The organism is Selenomonas sp. F0473, assembly GCF_000315545.1.
Lineage (GTDB): Bacteria > Bacillota > Negativicutes > Selenomonadales > Selenomonadaceae > Centipeda.
Window position 1 is genome coordinate 1,939,223 of the sequence record NZ_JH992902.1, and the last position, 26,106, is coordinate 1,965,328.

The following is a 26,106-nucleotide window of genomic DNA, read 5'->3' on the forward strand; positions in this document are numbered from 1 at the left end:
TTGTGGAGCATTTTGACAAAAAAGAGATCGACGCTAAGATTGCGGCCGGATTTCCTCTGACGCACCGCCGGCACAACCGTCTGCACATCGAGATGCCGTTCGGCCTCGTCAACGATCCGAACGGGCTGGTCTATCATGCCGGCGCGTACCACATCTTTTATCAGTGGAATCCGTTCGGCTGCACGCACAAGAATAAATCGTGGGCGCATACGGCGACGCGCGACTTCTGCACCTATACGATGCCGACGCTTGCGCTCTGGCCGAGCGACGCGTACGATAAGGACGGCTGCTACTCGGGCTGCGGTACCGTCGAGGACGGGCGCCTGCGCGTCCTCTATACCTGCAATGCGAAGGACGCGGCGGGGAACCGCAGCTCCGCACAGCGGTTCGGCACGCTCGTGAGGGGCGCGGTACAAAAGGAAGAGATCGTCATCGCGGGGCCGCCGGACGGCTTTACGTCGCATTTCCGCGATCCCTATCTCTTTCATTGGAAGGGAACGCGGCACCTTGTGATCGGCGCGCAGACGGCGGAGAAACGCGGCTGCGTGCTTGTCTATCGCGAGATCGCGGACGGCTGGACTTGCCTCGGCGAGCTGAAAACCCAACTGAAGGATTTCGGTTATATGTGGGAATGCCCGAATCTGCTCTCCTTCGGCGACTGCGACGTGCTGGCCTTCTGCCCGCAGGGGGTTCCGGCACGGGACTATGACCGACAGAACATCTATCAGGCGGGGTATATCGCGGGGCATGCGTCGCTGGACGCGATGGAGATGTTGACGCATGGGAGATTCAAAGAGTTCGACCGCGGATTTGACTTCTATGCTCCGCAAATTTTCACCCACGAAGGACGACATATCCTGATCGGGTGGATGGGCATGCCGGACCGCGAAGCGGACTATCCGTCGCGGGCGGAGGGATGGGTGCACAGTCTCACGCTGCCGCGCGTATTGACGCTGCGGCAGGGACATATATTCTCCGCGCCCGCCGCCGAACTGAAGGCGCTGCGGCACCGAGAGACGGAGCGCCCGCTTGAGGCCGTGGGGGAGAGCGAGTTCAGCGCGACGCTCTACGATCTGACGGAGATTATTTTGGATCTTACCATGGGAGAGGCATACAGCATTGCCGTGGAGCTGCTCTTCGGCCTCGAAAAACTCGTGTTCCGCTATGATCGGCTCGCGCAGGTCATGACCATCCGGCGTGACGGCATGAAGCTCGGCGGGCGCGGGGAGCGCCGGTTCAAACTCTATGCCGAGCGGATCCTCTCCATGCGGCTGTATGTGGACCACGGCGCCGTGGAGGCGTTCTTCCGGCACGGAGAGGAGGCCGCGACGATCGCCCTCTTTCCGGAAAAGAACATTCGCCCGACCATGCGCATCTTTTCCGACGTCGATATGGACCGGATTTCGGGGGTCCTCTGGGAACTCGAGCCGCTGCATTTTGAAGGGGAGGGACACGGGGGCGACGGGGAAAATATGTAAAATCGGCAGCGTGCCGGGCGGCTGCCTCTGTAAAAGAGCGCGGCGCGGCCGCCGTTTTACGAGAAAACGCCTGCCTTGTAGGCTGGCGGCGGCGCGCAAAAAACCGCTGTGCGGTGCGGCACAGCGGTTTTTAACTGCCGGTTTTCAGCGTGTATGGTGGCTGTCTTTGAGAATGCCGACGAGCGCCCTTTGCACGACGTCGAGCACATCTTGGAGCAGCGCGTTGTACAGGTCGCCGCCGTCGACGACGCCGCGCCCGTTCTCCGTGAGGAAGAATTTTTTGGGATGCTCCGACGCTTCGTACGCTTCGTCGAATTTTGCCTTGACCAGTGCTTCAAAATCCATGAAAAGCCCTCCTTCAACACAATAACAGACGCCGTTATTATACATGTTTTCCACGCGAAATTCAAGGAATCGGCAGGACCGCGGCGAGGCCCGCGAACCCTTTTGCGCGCAGCCAAAGGCGGAAGTCTTCGAACGGCGCGATCAGCGGCGCGTATTTGAGACGCAGCTTAAAGCGGCTCATCGTGTGCATATTCGCGCCGAAGATGGGGATGCGGTCCATCTGGTACGGACCTTTAGCGGGCGTGCTCAGTCCGTAGTGGACCGTAAAGCCGCCGCGGTAGCCGGAACTGCGGGTGATTTCCTCAATTTGCGGATTGACGGCGCCGCCCGGATAGGCGATATAGCGCATCTCATTACCGACCTTCTCCGACAGGAGACGCTGCGAATCCGTGATTTCGTGGCGCAGCTCGTCCGCAGACGTGAGTTTGGAGAGATTTGCGTGCGTCATCGTATGGCTTTCGAAGCGGATCAGGCCGGACTCCTTCATCTCGGCGATCTGCTGCCACGTCAGATAGCCCGGATAGGTATCGGTAAAATCGTAGATGAGGAAGACGGTCGCCTTGAACCCGTACTTTTTGAGGATGGGATAGGCATATATATAATTGTCGTCATATCCGTCGTCGAACGTGATGACGACGGGCTTCTTCGGCAGCGGCGCGCCCGTCTCGCACGCATCCATCATCTCGTCGATGGTGACGGGCGTATAGCCTTCCTCCTTGAGATACGCCATCTGCGCTTCAAATTGTTCCGGCCAAAGGGTGAGCGGATTGCCGTCCTTCGGCTCCACCTGATGATAGTTGAGCACGGGGACGGCGCCCCGTGCCGACCACATGAGCGCGACGGCGGCGAGGGCGAGCAGCCCGCAGAGGATGAGCGCGGCGGCAAGAAAAATTTTTCGTGAACGTTTCACCGAGGGTACCTTCTTTGATTGCATAAATTTCACGATAAGTTTAGCTTATACCTTACTCCATGTCAAGGAATTATAAGAAAACGTTAAGGTACGGCCGAAAAAACTTTGATAAAAACGCGGATTCGGTCTATAATGAAGACGGAAAATATATCCGAAAGTAAGGAGCGAAGGAATGAATCGTAACGATCCGTGCTGGTGCGGCAGCGGGAAGAAATACAAAAAATGTCACGCGGACTTCGACGAGCGGATCGCATCCGTCCGCTATGATGTGCTGAAGGGGCAGGTGCGCCCGCCGCGCAGGATCATCAATAACGAGGCGGATATCGAGGGCGTTCGGCGCGCGGCCGTCGTCAACGACGGTGTGCTCGATCTGATGGATACGCTCGTCGCTCCCGGGGTTGATACGGAGACGCTGGATCGTGCGGCGCACGATTACATCACGGAGCGCGGCGGCATCCCCGCCTGCCTCGGTTTCGAAGGCTTCCCGAAGAGCATCTGCACGTCGATCAACGATGTGGTTTGTCACGGGATCCCGTCGAAGAAGGACGTGCTCAAAGAGGGGGACATCGTCAACGTCGACACGACGACGATTCTCGGCGGCTACTATGCGGACGCGTCGCGTATGTATCTTGTGGGGAAAGTGTCTGCGGCTGCGGAGCGCCTTGTACGCGTGACGAAGGAGATCATGGAGCGCGGCATCGCCGCGGCGCGGCCGTGGCACTTCCTCGGGGATGTCAGCGCGGCCTGCGGCGACTGGGCGCACGAGAACGGCTACTCGGTCGTGACGGCGCTCGGCGGGCACGGCGTCGGCAAGGACTTTCACATGGAGCCGTTCGTGGCGCATGTGGGCGAGGCGGGGACGGGGATGCTCATGGTGCCGGGCATGATCTTCACCGTCGAGCCGATGATCAATGCGGGCGGCTACGACGTCACCGTGGACGCGAAGGACGGCTGGACGGTGCGGACGAAGGATCACACGCTTTCCGCCCAGTGGGAAAAGACCATTCTGATTACGGAGACCGGCGCCGAGGTGCTCTCGTCATGATGTCGTTTGAGAAAATCGGCGTCTCGGAGAAACTGTGCGCGCTGCTCAAACACCGGGGCATCGTCGCGCCGACGCCCGTACAGGAGAGGGCGATCCCGCCCATGCGCGCGGGGCGCGACGTCATCGCGCAGGCGCAGACGGGCACGGGCAAGACGTTCGCTTTCCTCCTGCCCGTCCTCGAAAAGATTAAGCCGCAAGGACAGGCGGCGCAGGCGCTCGTCGTTACGCCGACGCGCGAACTCGCCATACAGACTGCGCGCGTGGCGGAGCCGCTCGGCGCGGCGCTCGGCATCGGTACGGCGCTCGTTTACGGCGGCGCGGACATCGAGCGGCAGAAAGAGAAACTCCGCAGGCACCCGCAGCTGATCGTCGGCACGCCGGGACGCCTGCTCGATCATGTGCGGCGCGGCACGCTTCGGCTCGGCAGCGTCAACAAGGTCGTGCTCGACGAGGCGGACGAGATGCTGAAGATGGGGTTCATCGAGGATGTGGAAAATATCCTCGAGCACACGGCACAGGACTATCAGCTTGCGCTGTTCTCCGCGACCATGCCCGACCGCATCGTGCGGCTCACGAAGCGCTTTATGCACAACCCCGCACATGTCAAGATCGCGTCGGAACGCACAACGCTCGAAAACATCGAGCAGATCGTGCTTTCCGTGGACGAGGGGGAGAAACTCGATCGTCTCTGCGCTTCCGTCAACGAGGAGGCGCCCTACCTCGCGATGGTGTTCTGCGCGACGAAGGAACGCACGCATGCGCTCATGACGGCGCTCGCGGGGCGCGGCTATCTCGTCGACGCCCTCAGCGGCGACCTCACGCAGACGCAGCGCGCCTTTGTCCTGCGGCAGTTCCGTGCGGCAAAGATCCAGATCCTCTGCGCGACCGACATCGCCGCGCGCGGCCTTGACATCGAGGGCGTGACGCACGTCTATAACTACGACCTGCCGCCGACGGTGACGGACTATATCCACCGCATCGGGCGCACGGGGCGCGCGGGGGCGCGCGGGCGCGCGGTTACGCTCGTTACGGCGCGCCAGCACGAAAGACTCAGAAAGATGGAGGCGGCACTCAAAGAACGGCTCGCGCGCGCCGGGGGGAAAGAAGAAGCCGCGCCGCGCGCCGCAGAAAGCGCGGCCCGCCGCACAGGAGCGGCGCAGCATACCGAGCCGCTCCCCGCGCGGCGGAAAACTTGCGCGCAGAAAGACGAGGAAAGCGTCCGGCAAGACGGTGACGAATATCGGCCGGCGCAGCCGGAGAAGTCGCTGAACAGTATTTTTTGAAACTTTAAGAAAATTATTTAGAAGGAAAACATTTCACACCGTCGAATCTATCTAGGGTAAAGGCAATTCCGAAGAGGAGGGAATCCCATGATTGGTATCAAGAATGTGATTGCGATTATCTGCGGTGGCGGGCCCGCGCCCGGCATCAACAGCGTGATTTCCGCGGTGGTTGTCGAGGCGACGCGGCACGGCTGGGACGTGCTCGGCATGTACGACGGATTTTCGCGGCTCGCGCGCGGGGAGAAGAACTACATCCGTCTCGACCCGCCGAGCATCAGCCGCATCCACCTCACGGGCGGCTGCATCCTCAAAATGTCCCGCTTCAACCCGACGAAGAAGGAATCCGACCTGCGCACCGTCGTCGAGACGCTGACGGAGCTCGGCGTGACGCATGTCGTCACCATCGGCGGCGACGATACTGCGTTCAGTTCCATGGCGGTCTCGGAGTACGCGCGCAAGATGGGACGCACCATCAACGTCGTGCATGTCCCGAAGACCATCGACAACGATCTCCCGCTGCCCGAGGGCGTGCCGACGTTCGGCTTCGAGACGGCGCGCGCGTTCGGCACGATGGAGATCGAGAACCTCATGGAGGATGCGAGCACGACCAACAACCGCTGGTACTTCACCATCGCGATGGGGCGTACGGCGGGGCACTTGGCGCTCGGCATGGGGCGCAGTGCGGGCGCTGCGATCACGGTGATTCCCGAGGAGTTCGCGCAGGACAGGATTCCGCTCCAGCAGATCGTCGATATCATCACGGGCTCGATTGTGAAACGGTTCCTGACGGGGCGCAACTACGGCGTCGCCGTCATCGCCGAGGGCGTCATCGAAAAGATCGCGGAGGAGGACTTTGCCAAACTCGGCAGCATCGTCACCGACGAGCACGGCCATATCCGTTACAGCGAACTGGACTTCGGCGAAATCCTCAAACAGGCGGTGCTCGCCGAGACTAAGAAGCTCGGCATCACCCTCACCATCATCGACAAGGAGATCGGCTACGAACTGCGCTGCACGGCGCCGATCGCGTACGACATCGACTACTGCCGCTCGCTCGGCTACTCCGCCGTACAGTTCCTCAGAGCGGGCGACTCGGGCGCGATCATTACGATCCAGGACAATCAGGCCGTGCCGATGCGGTTCGATGAGATCCGCGACCCCGAGACGGGCAAGACGAAGGTGCGCAAGGTCAACATCGACTCCGTCCATTACCAAATTGCGCGCGGCTTCATGATGCGCCTTGAAAAGGGCGACCTCGAGGACCCGGGGCTCGCGAACGCCTACCGCCTCACGCAGGAGGAGTTTAAGGAGCGTTACGCGTACCTTTTTGAGGATGACGCGCAGGCATAACTTCCTTATTTATGGAAACGACAGATGCGGAAAAACTGCGTCTGTTTTTTCATTTGGGGTATTGACGAATATATTTCTTTGCCGTATAATATCGACTTGTCAGCGCAATGCGCGTATCTGCCGCAGAGCGGATCATCGCGGGGTAGAGCAGTCGGTAGCTTGTCGGGCTCATAACCCGAAGGTCGCAGGTTCGAGTCCTGCCCCCGCAACCAAAATGTGTCGCGCTGCTGTCATGGGTAGGTGGCCGAGCGGTTAAAGGCAACAGACTGTAAATCTGTCATCTTCGGATTACGATGGTTCGAATCCATCCCTGCCCACCACTTTATATCGCGGGGTGGAGCAGTCGGTAGCTCGTCGGGCTCATAACCCGAAGGTCACAGGTTCAAGTCCTGTCCCCGCAACCAAGTTTGTCCGCTGGTGTAGCTCAGTCGGCAGAGCGTATCCTTGGTAAGGATAAGGTCACCAGTTCAATCCTGGTCATCAGCTCCATATAGCGGCGGCATAGCTCAGTTGGCTAGAGCATGCGGTTCATACCCGCAGTGTCCGGAGTTCAAATCTCTGTGCCGCCACCATTTTGAAACAAGCCCCCGCTCCGGGGGTTCTTTTATGCACTTCTGTGAAAATGTACCGGTTGACAGCATTTTCCAAGTATGATAAATTGGTAAGAGTTATTTCAAAACGAACTTATTGAGGAGAGTTGATATTCATGCGCAGCAATATTACGCTTGAGTGCACCGAGTGCCATAGCCGCAACTACCGCACGAACAAGAACAAGAAGAACAATCCGGATCGTCTCGAGTTCAGCAAATACTGCAAGTTCTGCCGCAAGCACACGCCGCACAAAGAGACGAAGTAAGCGCGCCTGATGCCATGGGAAAAATACTAAAGTTCCTGCGGGAAGTCGTCGCCGAGATGAAGAAGGTGTCGTGGTCCACCAAGCGCGAGCTCGCGACCTATACCGGCGTTGTCGGGATAGCGATCGTCATCGTCTGCACGCTGATCTGGATCTGCGACACGATTTTTGCCCGTGTATTTCAGGTCATTCTGCATTACTAGGCTAGGTGAGGGATATGGCTGATAAGGAAGAACTCTATCTGAGACAGGCAAACCCGCACCGGGCATGGTACGTCATCCATACGTATTCGGGCTACGAGAACAAAGTCAAGGCGAACCTCGAACGGCTGATGCACTCGGCGAGCATGAGCGACATGCTCTTCAACGTCGTCGTTCCCGTCGAGGACGAGATTGAGGTGAGGGACGGCAAGGAGAAGGTCGTCCCGCGCAAGGTGTTCCCGGGCTATGTGCTCGTCGATATGATCGTCGACGAACACTCGTGGTACGTCGTGCGCAATACGACGGGCGTTACGGGGTTCGTCGGCTCCGAAAAGCACCCCATTCCGCTGACGGCGGAGGAGGCGGAGCGCATCCTCTCCGGCGCTGCGGGCAGCGCGCCGAAGCGCCGCGCGAAGGTCAGCGTCGGGGACAACGTGCGCATCGCCTCGGGCGCGTTCGAGGACTATGCGGGCAAGGTCATGTCGATCGACTCCTCCGGACTGCGGATTCAGGTGGATATCGAAGGGACCCCGATTGACGTTGAGATCAATCAGGTCGAAGTGATCTGATTTCCAAAATCATACGCACCGAAAGGAGGTGATGTGTCGATGGCAAAGAAAGTTGCGCGTATCGTAAAACTGCAGGTTCCTGCGGGCAAGGCGACACCGGCGCCTCCGGTCGGCCCCGCGCTCGGTCAGGCGGGCGTCAACATCATGGCGTTCGTGAAGGACTTTAACGAGCGCACGGCAAAGCAGGCCGGTCTCATCATTCCGGTCGAGATTACGGTCTTCGAGGACCGTTCCTTTACCTTTATCACGAAGACCCCGCCGGCGGCGGTTCTGCTGAAGAAGGCGGCCGGCATCGAAAAGGCGTCGGGCGAGCCGAACAAGAACAAGGTGGCAAAGCTCCCGCGCGCAAAGGCGCGCGAGATCGCCGAGTCCAAGATGCCGGATCTGAACGCCGCGTCGATTGAGGCGGCGACATCCATGATCGAGGGCACCGCCCGCAGCATGGGCATCGAGATCGTCGACTAAGGCGATCCGCAGTGGGAGGGCATCGTATGCCCGCTGTGACCACGAAAGGAGATACGACTCTATGGCAAAATTTGGTAAAAAGTACCGAGACGCCGCGAAGCTGATTGAGAGCGGCAAGCTTTACGCTTCGCAGGAAGCGATGGAACTCGTCAAGAAGACCGCGACCGCGAAATTTGACGAAACCGTCGAACTGCACGTGCGCCTCGGCGTCGATCCGAAGTATGCGGATCAGCAGGTGCGCGGCGCGCTTGTCCTGCCGCACGGCACGGGCAAGACCCAGCGCGTTCTCGTCTTCGCGAAGGGCGAAAAGGTCGCCGAGGCGGAAGCTGCCGGCGCCGACTTCGTCGGTTCGGACGAGATCGTACAGAAGATTCAGGGCGGCTGGCTCGATTTCGACGTCGCCGTCGCAACGCCCGACATGATGGGCGCGGTCGGCCGTCTCGGCAAGGTGCTCGGTCCCCGCGGCCTCATGCCGAACCCGAAGCTCGGCACGGTCACGATGGATCTCAAGAAAGCGGTTTCAGAGATCAAGGCGGGCCAGGTGGAGTACCGCACGGACAAAGCGGGCAACGTCCACGTTCCCATCGGGAAGGCCTCCTTCGACGCGGAGAAACTCCGCGAAAACTATCAGGCAGTCATCGACACGCTCATCCGCGTGAAACCGGCGGCGGCAAAGGGGCAGTATATCCGCTCCATCACAGTCGTCGCGACGATGGGACCTGCCGTCCCCGTTGCGCTCGGTTCAACCTGAGCGACGGAATTTCCCCGGGCTGTAGACAGCAGGTTTGCGCAAGCATCTAACGACAAAGTCGCCTGCCGAGGCCGGACGTGAATTAGAACATTCATCTCCGGCGGAGCAGCCGGAGATTTTTATATTTCATAGACGAAAGGAGGGAAATGAATTTCATGGCAGATCATAAAAAAGAAGCTATCGTTGCGGGCCTCAAGGAACAGCTCGGCTCCGCCAAGGGCGCGGTGTTCACGACCTACAACGGCCTCACGGTCGCACAGGATACGGAGCTGCGCCGCGAACTGCGCGCCGCGGGCGTGACCTATCACGTCGTTAAGAACACGATGCTGCGCCGCGCGGCCGATGCGCTCGGGCTCGAGGGGCTCGACCCGCATCTCGAGGGGACGACGGCATTCGCGTTCTCCGCAGAGGATGCCGTTGCTCCCGCGAAGGTCATCTGCGACTACATCAAGAAGAACAAACTTGACGAAAAAGGCATCCTGTCCGTCAAGGTCGGTACCGTCGACGGCAAGGTCATCGAGACGAAAGAGGTGCAGGCGCTTGCCTCGCTCCCGTCGCGCGAAGAACTTGTTGCCAAACTCATGGGCAGCATGAACGCGCCGCTTGCGAACGCGGTGGGCGTGCTGCACGGCGTGCTCCGCAACGCCGTCTATGTGCTTGACGCGGTGCGCGCGCAGAAGGCGTCCGCATAAGACGATGAAGAGAGAAATTACATTTTTTGGAGGTATATAGAATGAATAAGGATCAGATTCTTGAAGCCATTGAGAACATGACGGTTCTCGAACTTTCCGAGCTCGTAAAGGCCATGGAAGAGAAGTTCGGCGTCAGCGCGGCTGCGCCGGTTGCGGTCGCCGCTGCGGGCGGCGCCGCTCCCGCTGCCGGCGGCGGCGAGGAGAAGACGGAGTTCACCGTTGTTCTTGCGGCCGCAGGCGACAAGAAAATCAACGTCATCAAGGCCGTCCGCGAGGCGACGGGTCTCGGCCTGAAGGAAGCGAAGGAACTCGTCGACGGCGCGCCGAAGCCGATCAAGGAGAACGTCGCGAAGGCCGAGGCCGAGGAGCTCAAGGGCAAACTCGAAGAGGCCGGCGCAACGGTCGAGCTGAAGTAATTTACTTCGAACGAATTGAAGAGGGGGCTGCCGCACGATGGAAAATCGTGCGGCAGCCCTTTTTGCGCGCCTCGGATATCGGTTGTGCGTGCGCGCGTCATAATATGCCGTATCCGTTTCTAAAAAATATTTGACTTTTTGTCGTTTTAACGCTTGACTTTTTGCTTTTTCCGCTGTATATTCTTTATAGATTCGGTTAGCACTCAACTTTGCAGAGTGCTAACGATACTCGAAAGAGAGGAGAGGGGTTGATGTTGGACGAACTCGACGCGCGCAAGAGTAAGATCTTATGGGCCGTCGTCGACGATTACATCGCGTCGGCGGAACCGGTGGGATCGAGTACGCTTGCACGCAAATACAATCTCGGCATCAGCCCCGCGACCATCCGCAACGAGCTGGCGGATCTCGAGATGCTCGGATTCCTGGAGCATCCGCATACGTCTGCCGGACGGATCCCGTCGTCGAAGGGGTACCGGTTCTATGTGAACGGGCTCCTGCCCGTCGCGCCTGTCACGGATACCGAGAGGAGGCGTATTCACGGCTGGTACCGCGCGCGGGTGCGGCGCCTCGACGAGATGTTCCGGGAAACGGCGCGTCTCATTGCCGACGTCACGCACAACGTTGCGCTTGTCCTTGCGCCGCAGGCGGCGCAGGCGGCATTCCGCCTCCTGCAGTTCCTGCCGATGGGGACGGATCAAGTGATCGCCGTTCTGATGACGGATGCCGGCTTTGTTGAGAATCGCGTCGTCGATATGCCGGAAGGCGCGTCGTTTGCGGACTTTCAGCGTATGGCCGAGGCCGTCAATCGGGTCCTCTCCGGCAAAGTATTGAGTGAAGTTACGCGAGAGGATCTAAGGCGTATCCGCGATGAGATCGGTGACGAGGCGATCTTCGCAGAGGCGATGCATGTGATGCACCGCGCCCTCGAAGGGCGTACGGAGGAACGTCTCTATCTCGGCGGAACGGCACAGCTGCTGGCGAATCCGGAGTACCGGGATCTCGACCGCGTCCGCGAGATGTTGCTCGCGCTCGAACGCGAGGATCTCGTGAAGGACATCCTGCATACGCATGCGGGAGAGGGCCTTACGGTAACGATCGGCCGCGAGAATACGAGCAGCGCCTTCTGGGACACGAGCGTCGTCACGGCATCCTATCATGTCGACGGGAAACTGCTCGGCACGATCGCCGTACTCGGCCCGACGCGCATGGAATACGCGAAGGCCATGCGCATCCTAGACTATGTCAACGCAAATTTAACAGAGATGATCCATCGTTTGAAGTGGTAGAAGAGGTGAACGGTTTGCAGGAAAAGGAAGAGACGATGCCGGAGGCGGCGGAGGAAGAGGCGCGGTCCGTAGAGACTGCGGCCGACGAAGCGGAGGGGACGGAGGAGACCGAACCGACGGTTGAGGACGTCCCCCCCGCGGAAGATCCCGCCGCCGCGCTCGAGGCGGAACTCAAAGAGAAAAGCGACCGCATTCTGCGGCTCCAGGCGGATTTTGAAAACTTCCGGCGCCGCACGGCAAAGGAGAAGGAAGAGCTTACGGCGGTCATCACGCAGAATATGCTCGGCGACCTTCTGCCCCTCCTCGACAATTTCGAGCGCGCGATGGCGGTCGAGCAGACCGACGGCGAGGCCTTCCGCAAGGGTGTGGAGATGATCTTTACGCAGCTGCGCGAGGTGCTCGAGAAAAACGGCCTGGAGCAGATCGAAGCCGAAGGCCGGCCGTTTGACCCCAACGTCCATCAAGCGGTCATGCGCGTCGAAAATCCGGACATTGCGGACGGAACCGTCACGCAGGAACTGCAGAAGGGCTATCGGGTCAAGGGGCGCGTCATACGCCCCTCGATGGTTCAGGTCGCGGGAAACTAACATAAAGAAAACTACATCTAAATATTTAAATATTTGATTTGGAGGAATATAAAATGGCAAAAGTAATCGGTATTGACCTTGGCACGACGAACTCCGTTGTCTCGGTGATGGAGGGCGGCGAGCCGACCGTCATCACGAACCCCGAGGGCAGCCGCATCACCCCGTCGGTGGTCGGCTTTACGAAGGACGGGCAGCGCCTTGTCGGGCGCCTCGCAAAGAACCAGGCGGTTTCGAACCCGGATCGTACGATCTCGTCCATCAAACGTCATATGGGCGATTCGAACTATCATGTGACGATTGACGGAAAGAGCTACACGCCGCCCGAGATTTCCGCGATGATTCTCCAGAAACTCAAGAGCGACGCGGAAGCGTATCTCGGCGAGACCGTTTCGCAGGCGGTTATCACGGTGCCCGCGTACTTCAACGACAGTCAGCGTCAGGCGACGAAGGACGCCGGCAAGATCGCGGGGCTTGAAGTTCTGCGCATTATCAACGAGCCGACGGCGGCGGCGCTTGCCTACGGTCTCGATAAGGATAAGGACGAGACCATCCTCGTCTTCGACCTCGGCGGCGGCACGTTCGACGTCTCCATCCTCGAACTCAGCGAAGGCGTGTTCGAGGTCAAGGCGACGAACGGCGATACCCACCTCGGCGGCGACGATTTCGATAAGAAGATCATGGACTGGATGGTCGAGGAGTTCAAGAAGGAGAACGGCATCGACCTCTCAAAGGATAAGATGAGCGCGCAGCGTCTCATCGAGGCCGCCGAGAAGGCGAAGATCGAGCTCTCGAATATGTCCCAGACGAACATCAACCTGCCGTTCATCACGGCGGACGCCTCGGGGCCGAAGCATCTCGACCTCACGCTCACGCGCGCAAAGTTTGACGAACTCACCGCGGATCTCGTCGAGCGCACGATGGAGCCGACGCGTAAGGCGATGGAAGACGCGGGCCTTTCGGGCAGCGATATCGACAAGATCATTCTCGTCGGCGGCTCGTCCCGTATTCCCGCCGTGCAGGAAGCGATCCGCAAGATCCTCGGCAAGGAGCCCTCGAAGGGCGTCAACCCGGACGAATGCGTCTCCATCGGCGCGGCCATCCAGGGCGGCGTGCTTGTCGGCGAGGTCAAGGACGTGCTCCTGCTCGACGTCACCCCGCTTTCGCTCGGCATCGAGACCCTCGGCGGCGTCTGCACGAAGATCATCGACCGCAACACGACCATCCCGACGTCGAAGAGCCAGGTGTTTTCGACCGCGGCCGACAATCAGCCGGGCGTTGAGATCCACGTCCTGCAGGGCGAGCGCGAGATGGCCGCGGACAACAAGACCCTCGGCCGGTTCCAGCTCACCGATATCCCGCCCGCACCGCGCGGCGTGCCGCAGATCGAGGTCAAGTTCGACATCGACGCGAACGGCATCGTCAACGTCTCGGCAAAGGATCTCGGCACGGGCAAAGAGCAGAAGATCACGATCCAGTCCGACAGCGGCATGAGCAAAGAGGACATCGACCGCATGGTCAAGGAAGCCGAAGCGCATGCCGCCGAGGATAAGGCGCAGAAGGAAGCCGTCGACACGCGCAACGCGGGCGACTCCCTCGTCTACCAGGCGGAGAAGGCCGTCAAGGATCTCGGCGAGAATGCGGACAAGGCGCTCGTCGAGAAGGTCAACGCGGGCGTCGAGAAGCTGAAAGAAGCCCTCAAAGGCACGGATCTCGAGGCCGTCAAAAAGGCGACCGAGGAACTCCAGCAGCCCCTTTACGAACTCTCCGCCGCGGCCTATCAACAGGCGCAGCAGGCGGCGGGCGCCGCGGGCGCGGCGCCGGGAGCCGACGCCGGGGCAAGCGCGGGCGCCGAGAGCGCGCCGCAGGACGACAACGTGGTCGACGCGGAGTTCACCGAGGTCAAGGACGACGACAAGAAGTAAGGTGGCATTGTGAGCGATAAACGCGATTACTACGAAATCCTAGGCGTTCCTAAAGGCGCCTCGGACGACGATATCAAAAAAGCATATAAAAAACTCGCGCGTAAGTATCACCCCGACCTCAACCGCAACGACCCCAAGACCGCCGAGGAGAAATTCAAGGAGGTCAACGAGGCGTACGACGTTCTCAAAGACCCGCAGAAAAAAGCGGCCTACGACCAGTTCGGCCACGATGCCTTTGACCCGCGCCGCGGCGGCGGCGCCGGGGGGAGCGATCCCTTCGGCGGCGCCGGTTTCGGCTTCGATATGGGCGACATCTTCGATATGTTCGGCATGGGCGGCGGGCGCCGCGCACGCCGACAGGGACCCGAGCGCGGCGCGGATCTGCGCTACGATCTTGAGATTTCCTTCGAGGATGCGGCATTCGGCAAGGAAATCCAGCTTGAGATTCCCCGAGAGGAAAACTGTCCCACCTGCGGCGGCAGCGGCGCGGCCAAGGGCTCCGCGCCCGAGACCTGCCCCGTCTGCCACGGCTCCGGACAGGAAGAGATCATCCAACGGACGATGCTCGGCAGCATGCGCACCGCGCGTACCTGCAGCAAATGCGGCGGTACGGGCAAGATTGTCAAAAATCCGTGCGACGACTGCCGCGGCACGGGCCGCAGGCGCGTCACGCGCAAGATCGACGTCAAGATCCCCAAGGGGGTCGACGAAGGGCAGCGCGTGCGCGTCACCGGCGCGGGCGAAGCCGGCGTGCGGGGCGGCGGCAACGGCGATCTCTACGTCTACATTTTCATCAAGCCGCACAAGCTCTTTCAGCGGCGCGGCAACGACGTCGTCATCGAGATCCCGATCACCTTCGTACAGGCGTCGCTCGGCGCGACGGTACAGGTGCCGACGCTCGACGGTGCGGTCGATCTCAAGATCCCCGCGGGGATCCAAACGGGAACGGTGCTCCGCGTCAAGGGCAAGGGGATTCCGAACCTGCGCGGCTCCGGCCGCGGCGATCAGCATGTCCGCATCAAGGTAACGACCCCGCAGAAACTCTCCGCGCGGCAGAAAGAGCTCCTCAAGGAGTTTGCCGCACTCAGCGGCGATTCCGTCAACCCGGAGCAGAAGACCTTCTACGAGAAATTTAAGGATCTCTTTACCTAAACGTGATGAAGAGAGAACTTCCTTACTTTCAAATCGACGGCTCCTACGGCGGCAATCAGGACTGGTTCGCCGACGAATTCATGCGGGGCGGCGGCTGCGGCGCGGAGACGGCATGCGACGTGTCGGTCTATCTCGCCATGCACAAGAACATCTCGCGGGCATATCCCTTTCGTCTGCCCGTCGTGCGTGAAGACTATGTCGCGTTCTCCCAGATGATGCGGCCGTATCTCAGTCCGCGCCCGATGGGCATCGACCGCCTCGATATCTATATCGACGGCTTCTCGGCCTATCTGCGCGACCGTGCGGTGGACTGCATCGCGCTCGCCCCGTGGGAGGGGACGCGCAGCTATGAAGAGACGCGCGCCGTCGTGCGCCGGCAGATCGATGCCGGCATGCCGATCCCGTGTCTCACGCTGCGGCATAGGGCGCCCTCGATGGCGTTTTATGTTTGGCACTGGTACCTCATTACGGGATACGAAGATTTTGACGACGCGTGCGCGGTCAAGGCCGTGACCTACGGCAGTTGGCGCCGGCTCGACCTGCGCACCCTGTGGGAAACGGGCTATGAGCGCCGGGGCGGGCTGATCCTGCTCGGCGATGCGCGCGCGTGAAAATAAACGGCGGAGCGGCCGCGGCTTTCATAAGAAGCTGCGGCCGCTTCTTTGTTGACAAGCGTTCACGCATTTGTTAGGATAAACCGTATTGATTTTTCTTTGTCTATTTAGGAAACGCATGACGGCGGGAGGGCTGCATGGAAAATGTCTACGCTTTGGTCAAGCGTTTCTACGGCGAACACGGACGCGCGAACATCTTCGTCCCGCGTCCCTTGATCGAACGCTATCTGCGCGGCGCCGCGTGGAAGGGACGGAGCAATGAGGAGCTCTGCGCGGACTGGTACTGCATCGAGGATTTCCTTGCCGTCATTCTGCGCCGCAGCGACGAGCTCGCGCGTCTGCTCATCCGCATCGATTATCTCGCGCTCTTCTTTCGCTATGCCGCGGCGCATATCGATCGGCGCCCGCTCAAGCGCCATGTGGAGGATTATTTTTCCCGCATGCGCGTCTTCCTCGCCTACCTCGAAGAGACGGGGGACTATGAGACGGATATGGGCGAACTGGATGCGGATCTCGAGGAGTTCTATATCACGGGACGTTTCCGACTGCCCGAGATGGTCGAATGGGAGGAAATCGAAGGGCTGACGCTCGAGGATATCGAAGAGGATGAGCGCATGGAGATGGAGGAGCTGAACCTCCAGCTCAACAACCTCCTGCACAAGATCGGAGAATACTTTCGCCGGCCGCCGTATCAGCTCGATATCGGCCGCGCCGCGATGATCTACACGGGCGAACGCTACGATATGAACGCATATGAGCACGCGTCCGAAGAGGAAAAGGAGACCTTTTGGCTGCGCTTTTGGGATTTCTTCTTCTTCGACTATCATCTGATCGCGACGGACGAGACGCCCATCGCGCATTACAGCGAGCAGGAATGGGACAAGCTCGACTACGATGAGCGCGAGATCGTACGGGACCTCCTTGCGGCGCGGTTTGCGGTGCTCGCGGTGACCGAGGAGTACGAGGAGCACATCGTCTGCCGCGATATCCTGCGCGACGAGGAGGTCGTCCTGCCGCATCCGGACCTCCCGGGACCGCTCGGCAGTACGATCCTGTTTGGACATATCTGCGACGAGGGCATGATGATGCTCAACTACATCACGTCCATTCCCGCGAGCAAGCGCCTGCAGCGCCGCATCAGCGAGACGATTCACCGCGAGCACCGGCTCTTCCGCATGCAGAAACATGCGGCGGATATGGACGATTTCCTCCTGCGCGAAGCGGCGCTTGTGCGCCATACGATCCATGCGCTCTCTTCGCTTGCGCAGCTCGATGTGCTCCCGCAGCGCGCGCTGCCGCACCGCATAGAGCGGCCGGCTTCCGTATCGGAGCGCTGCAAGGAAGAGGTCGCCGTGCTGCGCGCCGTCGCCGAGAAACTCGGCTTCAGCCGCTATGCGCAGGAACTGATGGCGGGACTTTTCCTCGATTATGCGCATCTCGCGGGCGCGTGGGCGGAGACGCCGGAGGCGCTGACGGCGGTCATTTTCCTCTTTGCGGAGATCAACCGCATCGATCTCACGCATATTACGGAGCTCTACCGAGTGTTCGGCTCGGACAAGAAAACCGTCGGCGCGGCCGCGGGCCGTATCCGCGAGACGCTCGGCTGCGTCCCGTTTGATCCCCGCTATCTCGGGGAAGAGGGCTTCGTTACGATGCTCTACACTGTGGTGAATGGAAAATAATCGTATGCCAAAGGGCGGAAAGGAGGTCTGTTATGGAGCAGGATCCCCGTGTGCGGCCGATGAGCCGCGAGGAGAACGCAGCCTATCGGGGCGTGACGGTCGAGGAGGACGGAGCGGAGGCGCCGCGCGGCGAGGACGGCATATACGGGCGCGCGCAGCGCGGCTCTGTGCGCTATGTCCGCATCGGCGGCGCGCCGCAGCGCTCTCTCCTAGGGAGTATCGTGTGGGCGGCGATCCTCGCGGCGCTGCTGACATTCGTCATCTTCATCGTGCTGCCCACGATGGCGATGGCGATTGTCGGCGTCTGCATCCTCGGCGCGATCGTCGGTCTCGTCGGCAGGAGCCGCGTGCTCGCATGGCTGACGCGCTATTTGTATGGGAGATAGGAGGAAGACGGCTGTGAAATCATGTGAAAAATGCGGAACCTCGATGGAGGAAGAGGCGCGGTTCTGCGCGCACTGCGGCGCGGCGCGGGACACGGGAGAAGAGCGGACGGAGGGAACGGTCCCCGCGCACGGAGAAGACGCGTCTCACGCCGCGCCTGCGGCCGCGGATGAGCAGGCGGAGAAGGATGCGGTACGAAAGGCGCAGCTGCAATTCATGCCTTACGGCAGTGCGTTGCTCATTATTGTGTCAGTATTTACGCCGTGGGTCTCGCTCGGGCACATGTTCGACGTCACGATAATGGACGTCAGCAAGTCGCTCATGCTCGGCATCATTGCGATCGCGTGCGCCGCGGCCTATGCGCTCGCGAAGCGGCGCAGGTACGCCGTCGGACTTGCGATGGCGCAGAGCTTTGTCCTTTTTGCGGCCGCCGCGTTTTTTAAATATGAGAGCATGATCTCCGAACTCAAACGCGGATTTCTCGGCGCGATGGCGGGGGCGGCGATTTCTCTCGACTGGGGCGCGGGCATATTCGTCGGCGGCGCGCTTTGCCTGGCGGTCGACAGCGTCTTTCTCGCGACGGCCGCTGAGGGCGAGCCCTTCCTGATGAACATCCTCATCGCGCGATGGAAGGAACTCGCGACGGAGAAAGTGAAACTCGCGTCGATTGAGGTTCCCGCGTGGGCGTACTCGATCGTTCTCGCCGCGTTGCTCTTCCTGTTGTTTTCGCAGTCGAAAGTCAGCCGGATCATGCATTGAGAAAATAGGCCGCGTGGGGCTTTACAAAGCTTTCGGCGTATGTTATACTCAGATAAATTCATTTAAAACGTGGAAAGAGTGGGTGAAAGCCCACTCTTTCATTCATGTAGGAAAGAAGCAGGGCGGTTTGTCGTCGTGCTTTCTTGTGCGGCGCGGCCGGGACGGAGAGAGGAATACGATGAACGCAAAGATTGAGGAGCGCGTCGAGGAGATTGTGCGCGGGCTCCTGCCGGCGCAGCCGGAACTGGAACTCGTCGATGTGGAATATGTGCGCGAACGCGACCGGTACCTGCGCGTTTACATCGACAAGGAGGCCGGCATCGACATCGAGGACTGCCGGACGCTCAGCGAGCGTCTCGAGGAGATCCTCGACCGCGAGGATTTTATCGCCGACGCCTATATCCTCGAGGTCTCCTCGCCCGGACTCGACCGCGTGCTGCGCAAGCCGCGGGATTTCGACCGCGAGCGCGGCAAGACCGTCGATGTGACGCTCTATGCGCCGCATGCGGGCAAAAAGAATTTTACGGGCGTGCTCGCGGGACATGACGAAACGGCGCTCATACTGGACGGCGATGTGCGCATCCCGATGGAGCAGGTATCGCAGGTGCGCCTGCACGTCGAGTTTTAGGGAGGATTTGGGTTTTGGCAAGAAAGATCACAAAGGGGCAGAACGCCGGGAAGGAGTTCCTTCAAACGCTGAAGGAGCTCGCGTACGAAAAGGGGATCGATGAAGAACTCCTCTTCGAGACCATCGAGGCGGCGCTGATCTCGGCCTATCGGCGCAATTTCGGCTCCGCGCAGAACGTACGGATATCGCTTTCGCGCGAGACGGGCGCATTCCATGTCTTTGCGATCAAGACGGTGGTAGAGCAGGCGGAGAACGGCATCACGGACATCTCGCTCGCGCAGGCGCGCGCGATGAACCCGGATTATGCGGTCGGCGATGTGATCGAGATTGAAATGACGCCCGCGAACTTTGGCCGCATCGCCGCGCAGACCGCGAAACAGGTCGTCATGCAGCGCCTGCGCGAGGCGGAGCGCGGCATCGTCTACGAGGCCTACATGAACCGCTCCGCCGACATCGTGACGGGCATCGTCCAGCGCGTCGAGGGCCGCAGCGTATACGTCGACATCGGCAAGGCCGAAGCCGTGCTGATGCCGACCGAGCAGATGCCGACCGAGACATATAACTACGGCGATACCATTCGCGCGTATATCATCGAGGTCAGACGCTCGCCGCGCGGCCCGCAGATCATGCTCTCGCGGACCCATCCGGGGCTGCTGAAAAAACTGTTTGAACTGCAGGTCCCCGAAATGCAGGAGGGCATCGTCGAGATCAAGGCGATTGCGCGCGAGGCGGGCAGCCGCTCGAAGGTCGCGGTCTGCTCTGCGGAGGAGCGCGTCGACCCCATCGGCGCCTGTGTCGGCCCGCATTTCATGCGCGTGCAGGCGGTCGTCGACGAACTCGCGGGAGAGAAGATCGATATCGTGAAATGGAGCGACGACCCCGCGGCCTATATCGCGAACTCGCTCAACCCGGCGAAGGTGATCTCGGTCGCCGTGAGCGAGACGGAGAAAATCTCCCGCGTCATCGTGCCGGATTATCAGCTCTCCCTCGCCATCGGCAAGGAGGGGCAGAACGCCCGCCTTGCGGCAAAGCTGACGGGATGGAAAATAGACATCAAGAGCGAATCTCAGGCGGCGCAGGAAGGGCTGAGTCCCGCAGAGGACGCGCACGAGGCGCCCGCGGCGCCGGAGCCCGCTGCGGAGGAGGCCTAAGCGGTGCCGGCGGAACGGCCCGAGCGGCTGTGCGTCGGCTGCCGGGAGAAGCATCCGAAGGCAGAACTCCTGCGTATTGTGCGCAGTCCGGCGGGTGAAATTTCCGTCGACGCGACGGGTAAGAGCCCGGGGCGCGGGGCGTATCTCTGCCCCCGCGCGGAATGCCTCCGGGCCGCGCGCAGGCATAACGGCCTTGCGTGGTCGTTCAAGGGGCGGGTCGCACCCGCCGTCTACGACGCCCTTGCCGAAGCGCTGCGGGCGCGTGCGGAGGACTAGCGTATGGACGCGCGGATGGAGAGCCGCATAGAGAATTTGCTGAGCATGGCGGCGCGCGCGCGGCGGATCGTCTCGGGCGCATTCATGGCGGAGGAAACGCTGCGCAAGGGGCGGGGGAAATACCTCCTTCTCGCCGCGGATGCGGCGGAAGAGACGAAGCGTAAATTTTTGGACATGGCCGAGCGGGACCGTGTCCCCCATGTGGAACTGATGACAACGGAACGGCTGGGACGGTGCCTCGGCAAAGAGTACCGCGCGGTTGCCGTACTGATAGATAGCGGGTTTGCAGAGAGGCTCGGCGCCTACCTGCATGAAATATCGACGGGGGTGGATTGATGTCGGAATCGAAATACAGAATCACCGATTTGGCAAAGGAATTCAAGACGGACAAAAATACCATTATTGATATCCTAAAGAGCAAGAACTACAAAGTAAAGAACATGTTCAGTGCGGTCGGTGAGGAAGAGCGCGCCGTTGTGAAGACGGAGCTTAGCCGCGTGGCGAAACCTGTGCGGAAGGAGTCCCTGCAGAGCAAAGCCCCCGCTCCGCAGCAGGAGCGCCCCGCGAGAAAGGAACCGCGCGCCCGTGCCGCGGCGGACAAGGCGGAGACGTCCGCATCCGAGACGGAGCGGCAGGTGCTGCGCGCGCGCACGAAGGCGCCGGGCGTCGTAATCGTGCGTGAGGCGCCGGCCAAGACGCGCGCGGAGGGCGCCGGACGTTCCGCGCGCGGCGCTGCCGGGAGGGCGGCGGGCGGCCGCACCGCGGGCGGCAGAATATCCGCCGCGGCAATCCCCGCGCCGCCGCCCTCGGAGAGCCGCGAGACCGGCCGTCGGCGCGGCGGCCGCGGCGGCGAGAATGCGGGCGGCGGAGACCGCGGCCGCGGCGGGCGCGGCGGCGCGCGCCGTGACCGCGAGGAGCGGACGGATCTGTCCCGGGCAGGGCGCGGCGGATCGCGCAAACAGCGCAAGGGCCGCACGCAGGCGGCGCCCGCGCCGAAGGTGGAGATCGCGCGCCCCAAGCACATTAAGCTGCCGGAGACGATTGCCGTCAAGGATCTCGCGTCCAAGATGAGCTATACGGCGTCCGACATCATCAAGAAACTCCTTCTCATGGGCGTCATGGCGAGCATCAATCAGGAGATCGACTTCGACACCGCAACGCTTGTCGCCGCCGAGTTCGGCGTAACGACCGAGGAACTGCCGCCGGATGTCGATCCGACGCTGATCCCCGAGATCGTCGACGATCCCAAGACGCTCAAAGAGCGTCCGCCCGTCGTCACCGTCATGGGACACGTCGACCACGGCAAGACCTCCCTGCTCGACGCCATCCGCAACACGTCCGTCAGCACGCACGAGGCGGGCGGCATCACGCAGCACATCGGCGCGTATCAGGTCGTCTGCAAAGGCAAGAAGATCGTCTTTCTCGACACGCCGGGACACGAGGCGTTCACGGCGATGCGTGCGCGCGGCGCACAGATCACGGACGTGGCGATTCTCGTCGTCGCGGCGGACGACGGCGTCATGCCGCAGACTGTCGAGGCGATCGACCATGCGAAGTCGGCGAACGTGCCCATCATCATCGCCATCAATAAGGTCGATAAGCCGGGCGCCAACCCCGAGCGCGTCAAGCAGGAACTCATGGAGTACGGCCTCGTCGCCGAGGAATACGGCGGCGAGACGATCATGGTGCCCGTTTCCGCAAAGCAGCGCACGGGCATCGACGACCTCCTCGAGAACATCCTGCTCGTCGCCGAGGTTGAGGAGCTGAAGGCCAACCCGAACCGAGAGGCACGCGGCGTCATCATCGAGGCGAAACTCGACAAGGGACGGGGCTCTGTCGCAACCGTGCTCGTGCAGAGCGGCACGCTGCGCATCGGCGACTCCATCGTCGTCGGCACGGCGTACGGCCATGTGCGCGCGATGATCAACGACCGCGGGGACAGCGTCAAGAAGGCGGGACCCTCCATGCCGGTCGAGATTTTGGGCCTCAACGACGTGCCGTCGGCGGGCGACATCCTCGCCGCCGTCGATGAGAAACAGGCGCGCTCCATCGCGGAGGCGCGCCTCGGCAACCAGCGCCGCGACCTCATCAAGTCCAAGAGCGTCACGCTTGACGCGCTCTTTAGCCAGATCCGGCAGGGCGATATCAAGGACCTCAACATCGTCGTCAAGGCCGACGTGCAGGGCTCCGTCGAGGCGCTGAACAGCGCGCTTCTCGGCCTTAACAAGAACGACGAGGTGCGCGTCAACATCGTCCACTCGGGCGTCGGCGCGGTCAGCGAGTCCGACATCATGCTCGCGACGGCGTCGAAGGCGATTGTCATCGCGTTCAACGTCCGGCCGGATGCGAATGCGCGCCGTCTTGCGGACACCGAGGATATCGACATCCGCACCTACCGCGTCATCTACGACGCGCTGAACGACGTCAAGGACGCCATGAGCGGCATGCTCAAACCGAAATACAAAGAGGTCGTTCAGGGGCGCGTCGAGATTCGTCAAGTCATGCGGTTCTCCAAGGCGCTCGTCGCGGGTTCCTACGTCCTGGAAGGAAAGATTTTCAACAACTCCAGGATTCGCATCCTGCGCGACAACGTCGAGCTGTTTGACGGGGAGATCGATTCGCTGCGCAGGTTCAAGGACGAGGTGAAGGAAGTCGCCGCAGGGTATGAGTGCGGCATCTCCATCGTCGAGTACAAAGATTTTCAAGAGGGCGACATCATCGAGGCATACACGATGGAGGAGATTGAGACCTCCATCGCGGAGGCGAATAAGGCTGCCGAGGAAAAACGCGAGGCGCAGGCGGCCGCCGCGGCCAAAGCGGAGACTGCGGCTGAGGAAGAGGAGTAGAGAGAGGAGCGTGACGGCTTGAGCAAGGTTCGCGTTGAAAAAGTCCGGGAACTGATGAAACAGGAGATCAGCGACATTATCCTGCATGATTTGAAGGATCCGCGCATCGGCTTCGTGACCGTCACATCCGTCTCCTGCACGGAGGATCTCCGCGAGGCGAAGATCTACGTCAGCGTCATGGGCGACGAGCAGAGCGTTCGGGATACCCTCGCGGGGCTCGGCCACGCGCTCGGATTCGTCCGCCGCGAGATCGGCAGGCGCATCCGCCTGCGCTTTACCCCCGAGATCAGCTTTGCCCTCGATACCTCGCTGGAGTACAGCGACCGTATCCGGCGCATTCTGGACACGATTCACGATGAGAAAGACGCGGACGCGCGGGAGGAGAGCCGATGAAAATCAATTTGACCGAAGCGGCGCGTCTCCTGCATGAGGCGCAGACCGTCATCCTGACGTCCCATATCCGCCCCGACGGAGACTCCGTCGGCTCGACCCTCGGGCTGATGCATTTCCTCCGCGGTATCGGCAAGGACGCGCGCGTCATGATCGACGACGAGATCCCGCGGATCTTTCGCGTTTTGCCGGGGATCGACCGTATCGAGCGCCCCGCGGAGGGGCGGCGTTATGCCGCCGACCTCCTCGTCGTCTGCGACGTCGAGATGAAACGCACGGGGGCGGTCGTGCCGTCGGTCGACGCGGCGCGTGTGCTCAACATCGACCACCATGTGACGAACGACGAGGCAGCGGAGTACCTCTATCTCGACCCGAGCCGCGCGGCGACCTGCGAGATCATGTGCGAGCTCATCCGCGCGATGGGCGGGACGATCTCGCTCGACGCAGCGACCTGCCTCTACACGGGCATCGCGACGGATACGGGATTCTTCCGGTTCTCCAACACGACCCCGCATACCATGCACACGGCGGCGGAGCTCATTGAGATAGGGGTAAAACCCAACGTCATCGCCGTCGCGATGGAGATGAAATCCTACGACGAGGTCATGGCGCAGGTGCGCGCGATTGAGAGCCTCGAGATGTTCTGCGACGGCAGGGTCGCCGCGGTCTTTATCGACGAGGCGCGCGCACGCGAGGTGAAGACGACCGAGGGACTGCTCGACAGCCTGCGCGTCATCGAGGGCACGCAGATCGTGTTCTTCATGAAATGGCTGGAGCCCGACACCTACCGCGTCAGCATGCGGTCAAAGGGCGTGAACGTCTCGCGCATCGCGCAGACCTTTGACGGCGGCGGACATATCCGCGCGGCGGGCTGCACCCTGCACGCGCCGTTTGACGAGGCGCGCAGGATGATCCTCGCCGCCATAGGGAAGGAATTAAACGCATAACATGGACGGATTCGTCAACGTATTGAAATCGCCGGGACTGTCGTCGCACGATGTCATCGATATCGTGCGGCGTCTTTTTAAGCAAAAACGCGCGGGACACGCGGGCACCCTCGACCCCGCGGCGGCGGGCGTTCTCCCCGTCGCGCTCGGACGCGCGGCGCGCCTCATCGAGTATCTTGAGGGCGCGGATAAATCCTACCGCGCGGAGATCTCCTTCGGATGCGCGACCGATACGGGGGACGTCTACGGCGCGGTGACGGAACGCCTTTCATCGTTTGATTTCCCGTCCGAGGAAGAAGTGCGCGCCGCGCTTGCGCGCTTTGTCGGCGTCATAGAGCAGCGACCGCCCGCGCATTCCGCGATTAAGATCGGCGGCCGGAGAGCCTATGATCTCGTACGCCGCGGGCGCACGGTTGACATGCCCGTGCGCCGCGTGGAGATTCGGGGGATTTCGCTCCTTCGATATGACGCGGCGCAGCGCGGTATCCTCATCGATGTGGACTGCGGCAAGGGGACATACGTCCGCACCCTCTGTGCGGACATCGGCGCGGCGCTCGGACTGCCCGCCCTGATGCGGTTCCTTCTGCGTACCCGCGTCGGCGCGTTCTCGGTCCGGGACGCCGATACGATCGAAGAACTCGCGGATGCCCGTGCGGCGGCGCTCCGCGCACCCGACGCCGTCCTCTCCCATATCCCGCGTTACGACCTCGACGCCGCGCGGGTCAAGGCGTTCTACAGCGGCCTCCCCACCGGGGAGCGCCGCCTACCGCTCGCGGAGGGCGTCTACCGCGTTTACGGCGGAGACATATTCCTCGGCGTCGGGCGCTATGATGCGCAGACGCAGGAGATGCGCCCGGAGAAAACCTTTCCGCCGATATGACGGGGAGTGCGTACCCGCGCTCGGACGATGCCCCGCGTAAAGACCCGCGCAGGCGCGGGCTCTATCGAGCCGCATTGTGCGAATGCCGCCGGGCTCTGCCTCGTCATGGCGGCATATTTTCTGCGGCAGGTGCCTTCCCAATATGATTGATATTGGGAAGGCGTTTTTTATTTAAAGATATCCGAAACCGCCCCGATAAGAGATTATCTTTTCCTTAAATATTTCTCCCGCGAATGCCCGCAGCC

Annotated in this window: 29 protein-coding genes, 5 tRNA genes and 1 pseudogene; 32 read left to right on the plus strand and 3 right to left on the minus strand. The window is 61.3% G+C overall.

Annotated elements, in window-relative coordinates:
- Positions 1-2 precede the first annotated feature (2 nt).
- Entirely contained in the window at positions 3-1,478 is a 1,476-nt protein-coding gene (locus tag HMPREF9161_RS08955) for a glycoside hydrolase family 32 protein (protein ID WP_009729348.1), read from the plus strand.
- Positions 1,479-1,622: 144 nt separating this feature from the next.
- Here HMPREF9161_RS08955 and HMPREF9161_RS08960 read toward each other — a convergent pair whose 3' ends face one another.
- Positions 1,623-1,823 (minus strand): hypothetical protein, encoded by a 201-nt coding sequence (locus HMPREF9161_RS08960; protein ID WP_009729349.1) that lies wholly within the window; start codon positions 1,821-1,823, stop codon positions 1,623-1,625.
- A 61-nt stretch (positions 1,824-1,884) separates the two neighbouring features.
- Entirely contained in the window at positions 1,885-2,733 is an 849-nt protein-coding gene (locus HMPREF9161_RS08965; protein WP_009729350.1) for a polysaccharide deacetylase family protein, read from the minus strand.
- 172 nt (positions 2,734-2,905) lie between these two features.
- Here HMPREF9161_RS08965 and map point away from each other — a divergent pair, with 172 nt between their 5' ends.
- The 3 genes and pseudogenes from map (at position 2,906) to pfp (ending at position 6,411) form a co-directional block, all read left to right on the plus strand.
- Entirely contained in the window at positions 2,906-3,778 is an 873-nt protein-coding gene (gene map, locus HMPREF9161_RS08970; RefSeq protein WP_009729351.1) for a type I methionyl aminopeptidase, read from the plus strand.
- Positions 3,775-5,047 (plus strand): annotated as a pseudogene (locus tag HMPREF9161_RS08975) (DEAD/DEAH box helicase). Before map ends, HMPREF9161_RS08975 begins: the two are co-directional and overlap by 4 nt.
- Before the next feature lie 101 nt (positions 5,048-5,148).
- Positions 5,149-6,411, plus strand: a complete 1,263-nt coding sequence (gene pfp, locus HMPREF9161_RS08980) for a diphosphate--fructose-6-phosphate 1-phosphotransferase (RefSeq protein ID WP_009729353.1) — start codon at positions 5,149-5,151, stop codon at positions 6,409-6,411.
- 49 nt (positions 6,412-6,460) lie between these two features.
- On the opposite strand, the gene HMPREF9161_RS10155 is transcribed toward pfp, so the two are convergent.
- Entirely contained in the window at positions 6,461-6,583 is a 123-nt protein-coding gene (locus HMPREF9161_RS10155) for a hypothetical protein (RefSeq protein WP_255344689.1), read from the minus strand.
- Here HMPREF9161_RS10155 and HMPREF9161_RS08985 point away from each other — a divergent pair.
- From HMPREF9161_RS08985 to truB, 28 genes are all read left to right on the plus strand, one after another.
- A tRNA-Met gene (locus tag HMPREF9161_RS08985) sits at positions 6,548-6,623 on the plus strand. The two genes, HMPREF9161_RS10155 and HMPREF9161_RS08985, sit on opposite strands and share 36 nt — an antisense overlap.
- 22 nt (positions 6,624-6,645) lie before the next feature.
- Positions 6,646-6,731: transfer RNA gene (locus HMPREF9161_RS08990), tRNA-Tyr, on the plus strand.
- 8 nt (positions 6,732-6,739) lie between these two features.
- Positions 6,740-6,815, plus strand: a tRNA-Met gene (locus HMPREF9161_RS08995).
- 9 nt (positions 6,816-6,824) lie between these two features.
- Positions 6,825-6,900 (plus strand) — tRNA-Thr (locus tag HMPREF9161_RS09000).
- Between the two features lie 6 nt (positions 6,901-6,906).
- Positions 6,907-6,983: transfer RNA gene (locus HMPREF9161_RS09005), tRNA-Met, on the plus strand.
- A 134-nt stretch (positions 6,984-7,117) separates the two neighbouring features.
- Positions 7,118-7,267, plus strand: coding sequence for a 50S ribosomal protein L33 (gene rpmG / locus HMPREF9161_RS09010; RefSeq protein ID WP_009729354.1), 150 nt, complete (start codon positions 7,118-7,120; stop codon positions 7,265-7,267).
- A gap of 14 nt (positions 7,268-7,281) precedes the next feature.
- Positions 7,282-7,467: a preprotein translocase subunit SecE gene (secE, locus tag HMPREF9161_RS09015; protein ID WP_009729355.1), complete on the plus strand. Its 186-nt coding sequence runs from the start codon at positions 7,282-7,284 to the stop codon at positions 7,465-7,467.
- A 14-nt stretch (positions 7,468-7,481) separates the two neighbouring features.
- Entirely contained in the window at positions 7,482-8,033 is a 552-nt protein-coding gene (gene nusG / locus HMPREF9161_RS09020; RefSeq protein ID WP_009729356.1) for a transcription termination/antitermination protein NusG, read from the plus strand.
- A gap of 39 nt (positions 8,034-8,072) precedes the next feature.
- On the plus strand, positions 8,073-8,498 hold the full coding sequence (rplK, locus tag HMPREF9161_RS09025; protein ID WP_009729357.1) for a 50S ribosomal protein L11: 426 nt from the start codon (positions 8,073-8,075) through the stop codon (positions 8,496-8,498).
- 61 nt (positions 8,499-8,559) lie between these two features.
- A complete protein-coding gene (rplA, locus tag HMPREF9161_RS09030; protein ID WP_009729358.1) occupies positions 8,560-9,249 on the plus strand; it encodes a 50S ribosomal protein L1 in 690 nt (229 codons plus the stop codon).
- A gap of 155 nt (positions 9,250-9,404) precedes the next feature.
- On the plus strand, positions 9,405-9,941 hold the full coding sequence (gene rplJ / locus HMPREF9161_RS09035; protein WP_009729359.1) for a 50S ribosomal protein L10: 537 nt from the start codon (positions 9,405-9,407) through the stop codon (positions 9,939-9,941).
- A gap of 41 nt (positions 9,942-9,982) precedes the next feature.
- Positions 9,983-10,357, plus strand: coding sequence for a 50S ribosomal protein L7/L12 (gene rplL, locus HMPREF9161_RS09040; protein WP_009729360.1), 375 nt, complete (start codon positions 9,983-9,985; stop codon positions 10,355-10,357).
- A gap of 251 nt (positions 10,358-10,608) precedes the next feature.
- Complete coding sequence (gene hrcA, locus HMPREF9161_RS09045) at positions 10,609-11,643, plus strand: heat-inducible transcriptional repressor HrcA (protein ID WP_009729361.1); 1,035 nt, start codon at positions 10,609-10,611, stop codon at positions 11,641-11,643.
- Positions 11,637-12,230: a nucleotide exchange factor GrpE gene (gene grpE / locus HMPREF9161_RS09050; protein WP_037348723.1), complete on the plus strand. Its 594-nt coding sequence runs from the start codon at positions 11,637-11,639 to the stop codon at positions 12,228-12,230. Before hrcA ends, grpE begins: the two co-directional genes overlap by 7 nt.
- Before the next feature lie 53 nt (positions 12,231-12,283).
- A complete protein-coding gene (gene dnaK, locus HMPREF9161_RS09055; RefSeq protein ID WP_009729363.1) occupies positions 12,284-14,152 on the plus strand; it encodes a molecular chaperone DnaK in 1,869 nt (622 codons plus the stop codon).
- Between the two features lie 9 nt (positions 14,153-14,161).
- Positions 14,162-15,304 (plus strand): molecular chaperone DnaJ, encoded by a 1,143-nt coding sequence (gene dnaJ / locus HMPREF9161_RS09060; protein ID WP_009729364.1) that lies wholly within the window; start codon positions 14,162-14,164, stop codon positions 15,302-15,304.
- A 5-nt stretch (positions 15,305-15,309) separates the two neighbouring features.
- A complete protein-coding gene (locus tag HMPREF9161_RS09065; RefSeq protein ID WP_037348882.1) occupies positions 15,310-15,915 on the plus strand; it encodes a hypothetical protein in 606 nt (201 codons plus the stop codon).
- A 140-nt stretch (positions 15,916-16,055) separates the two neighbouring features.
- On the plus strand, positions 16,056-17,600 hold the full coding sequence (locus HMPREF9161_RS09070; RefSeq protein WP_009729366.1) for a hypothetical protein: 1,545 nt from the start codon (positions 16,056-16,058) through the stop codon (positions 17,598-17,600).
- 32 nt (positions 17,601-17,632) lie between these two features.
- A complete protein-coding gene (locus HMPREF9161_RS09075) occupies positions 17,633-17,986 on the plus strand; it encodes a hypothetical protein (RefSeq protein WP_009729367.1) in 354 nt (117 codons plus the stop codon).
- 13 nt (positions 17,987-17,999) lie between these two features.
- A complete protein-coding gene (locus tag HMPREF9161_RS09080; protein WP_009729368.1) occupies positions 18,000-18,743 on the plus strand; it encodes a zinc ribbon domain-containing protein in 744 nt (247 codons plus the stop codon).
- 178 nt (positions 18,744-18,921) lie between these two features.
- Positions 18,922-19,371 carry a ribosome maturation factor RimP gene (rimP, locus tag HMPREF9161_RS09085; protein WP_037348883.1) on the plus strand — a complete coding sequence of 150 codons (450 nt, stop codon included), beginning with the start codon at positions 18,922-18,924 and terminating at the stop codon, positions 19,369-19,371.
- Positions 19,372-19,385: 14 nt separating this feature from the next.
- Positions 19,386-20,522, plus strand: coding sequence for a transcription termination factor NusA (gene nusA / locus HMPREF9161_RS09090; RefSeq protein ID WP_009729370.1), 1,137 nt, complete (start codon positions 19,386-19,388; stop codon positions 20,520-20,522).
- A gap of 3 nt (positions 20,523-20,525) precedes the next feature.
- Positions 20,526-20,798 carry an RNase P modulator RnpM gene (gene rnpM, locus HMPREF9161_RS09095; RefSeq protein WP_009729371.1) on the plus strand — a complete coding sequence of 91 codons (273 nt, stop codon included), beginning with the start codon at positions 20,526-20,528 and terminating at the stop codon, positions 20,796-20,798.
- 3 nt (positions 20,799-20,801) lie between these two features.
- The gene (locus HMPREF9161_RS09100; RefSeq protein WP_009729372.1) at positions 20,802-21,134 is read left to right on the plus strand and encodes a ribosomal L7Ae/L30e/S12e/Gadd45 family protein; all 333 of its coding nucleotides are present in this window, start codon (positions 20,802-20,804) and stop codon (positions 21,132-21,134) included.
- On the plus strand, positions 21,134-23,644 hold the full coding sequence (gene infB, locus HMPREF9161_RS09105; RefSeq protein WP_009729373.1) for a translation initiation factor IF-2: 2,511 nt from the start codon (positions 21,134-21,136) through the stop codon (positions 23,642-23,644). Before HMPREF9161_RS09100 ends, infB begins: the two co-directional genes overlap by 1 nt.
- Before the next feature lie 18 nt (positions 23,645-23,662).
- The gene (rbfA, locus tag HMPREF9161_RS09110) at positions 23,663-24,037 is read left to right on the plus strand and encodes a 30S ribosome-binding factor RbfA (protein WP_009729374.1); all 375 of its coding nucleotides are present in this window, start codon (positions 23,663-23,665) and stop codon (positions 24,035-24,037) included.
- Positions 24,034-24,981: a bifunctional oligoribonuclease/PAP phosphatase NrnA gene (locus HMPREF9161_RS09115; RefSeq protein ID WP_009729375.1), complete on the plus strand. Its 948-nt coding sequence runs from the start codon at positions 24,034-24,036 to the stop codon at positions 24,979-24,981. Before rbfA ends, HMPREF9161_RS09115 begins: the two co-directional genes overlap by 4 nt.
- A gap of 1 nt (position 24,982) precedes the next feature.
- The gene (gene truB, locus HMPREF9161_RS09120) at positions 24,983-25,861 is read left to right on the plus strand and encodes a tRNA pseudouridine(55) synthase TruB (RefSeq protein WP_009729376.1); all 879 of its coding nucleotides are present in this window, start codon (positions 24,983-24,985) and stop codon (positions 25,859-25,861) included.
- Positions 25,862-26,106 lie beyond the last annotated feature (245 nt).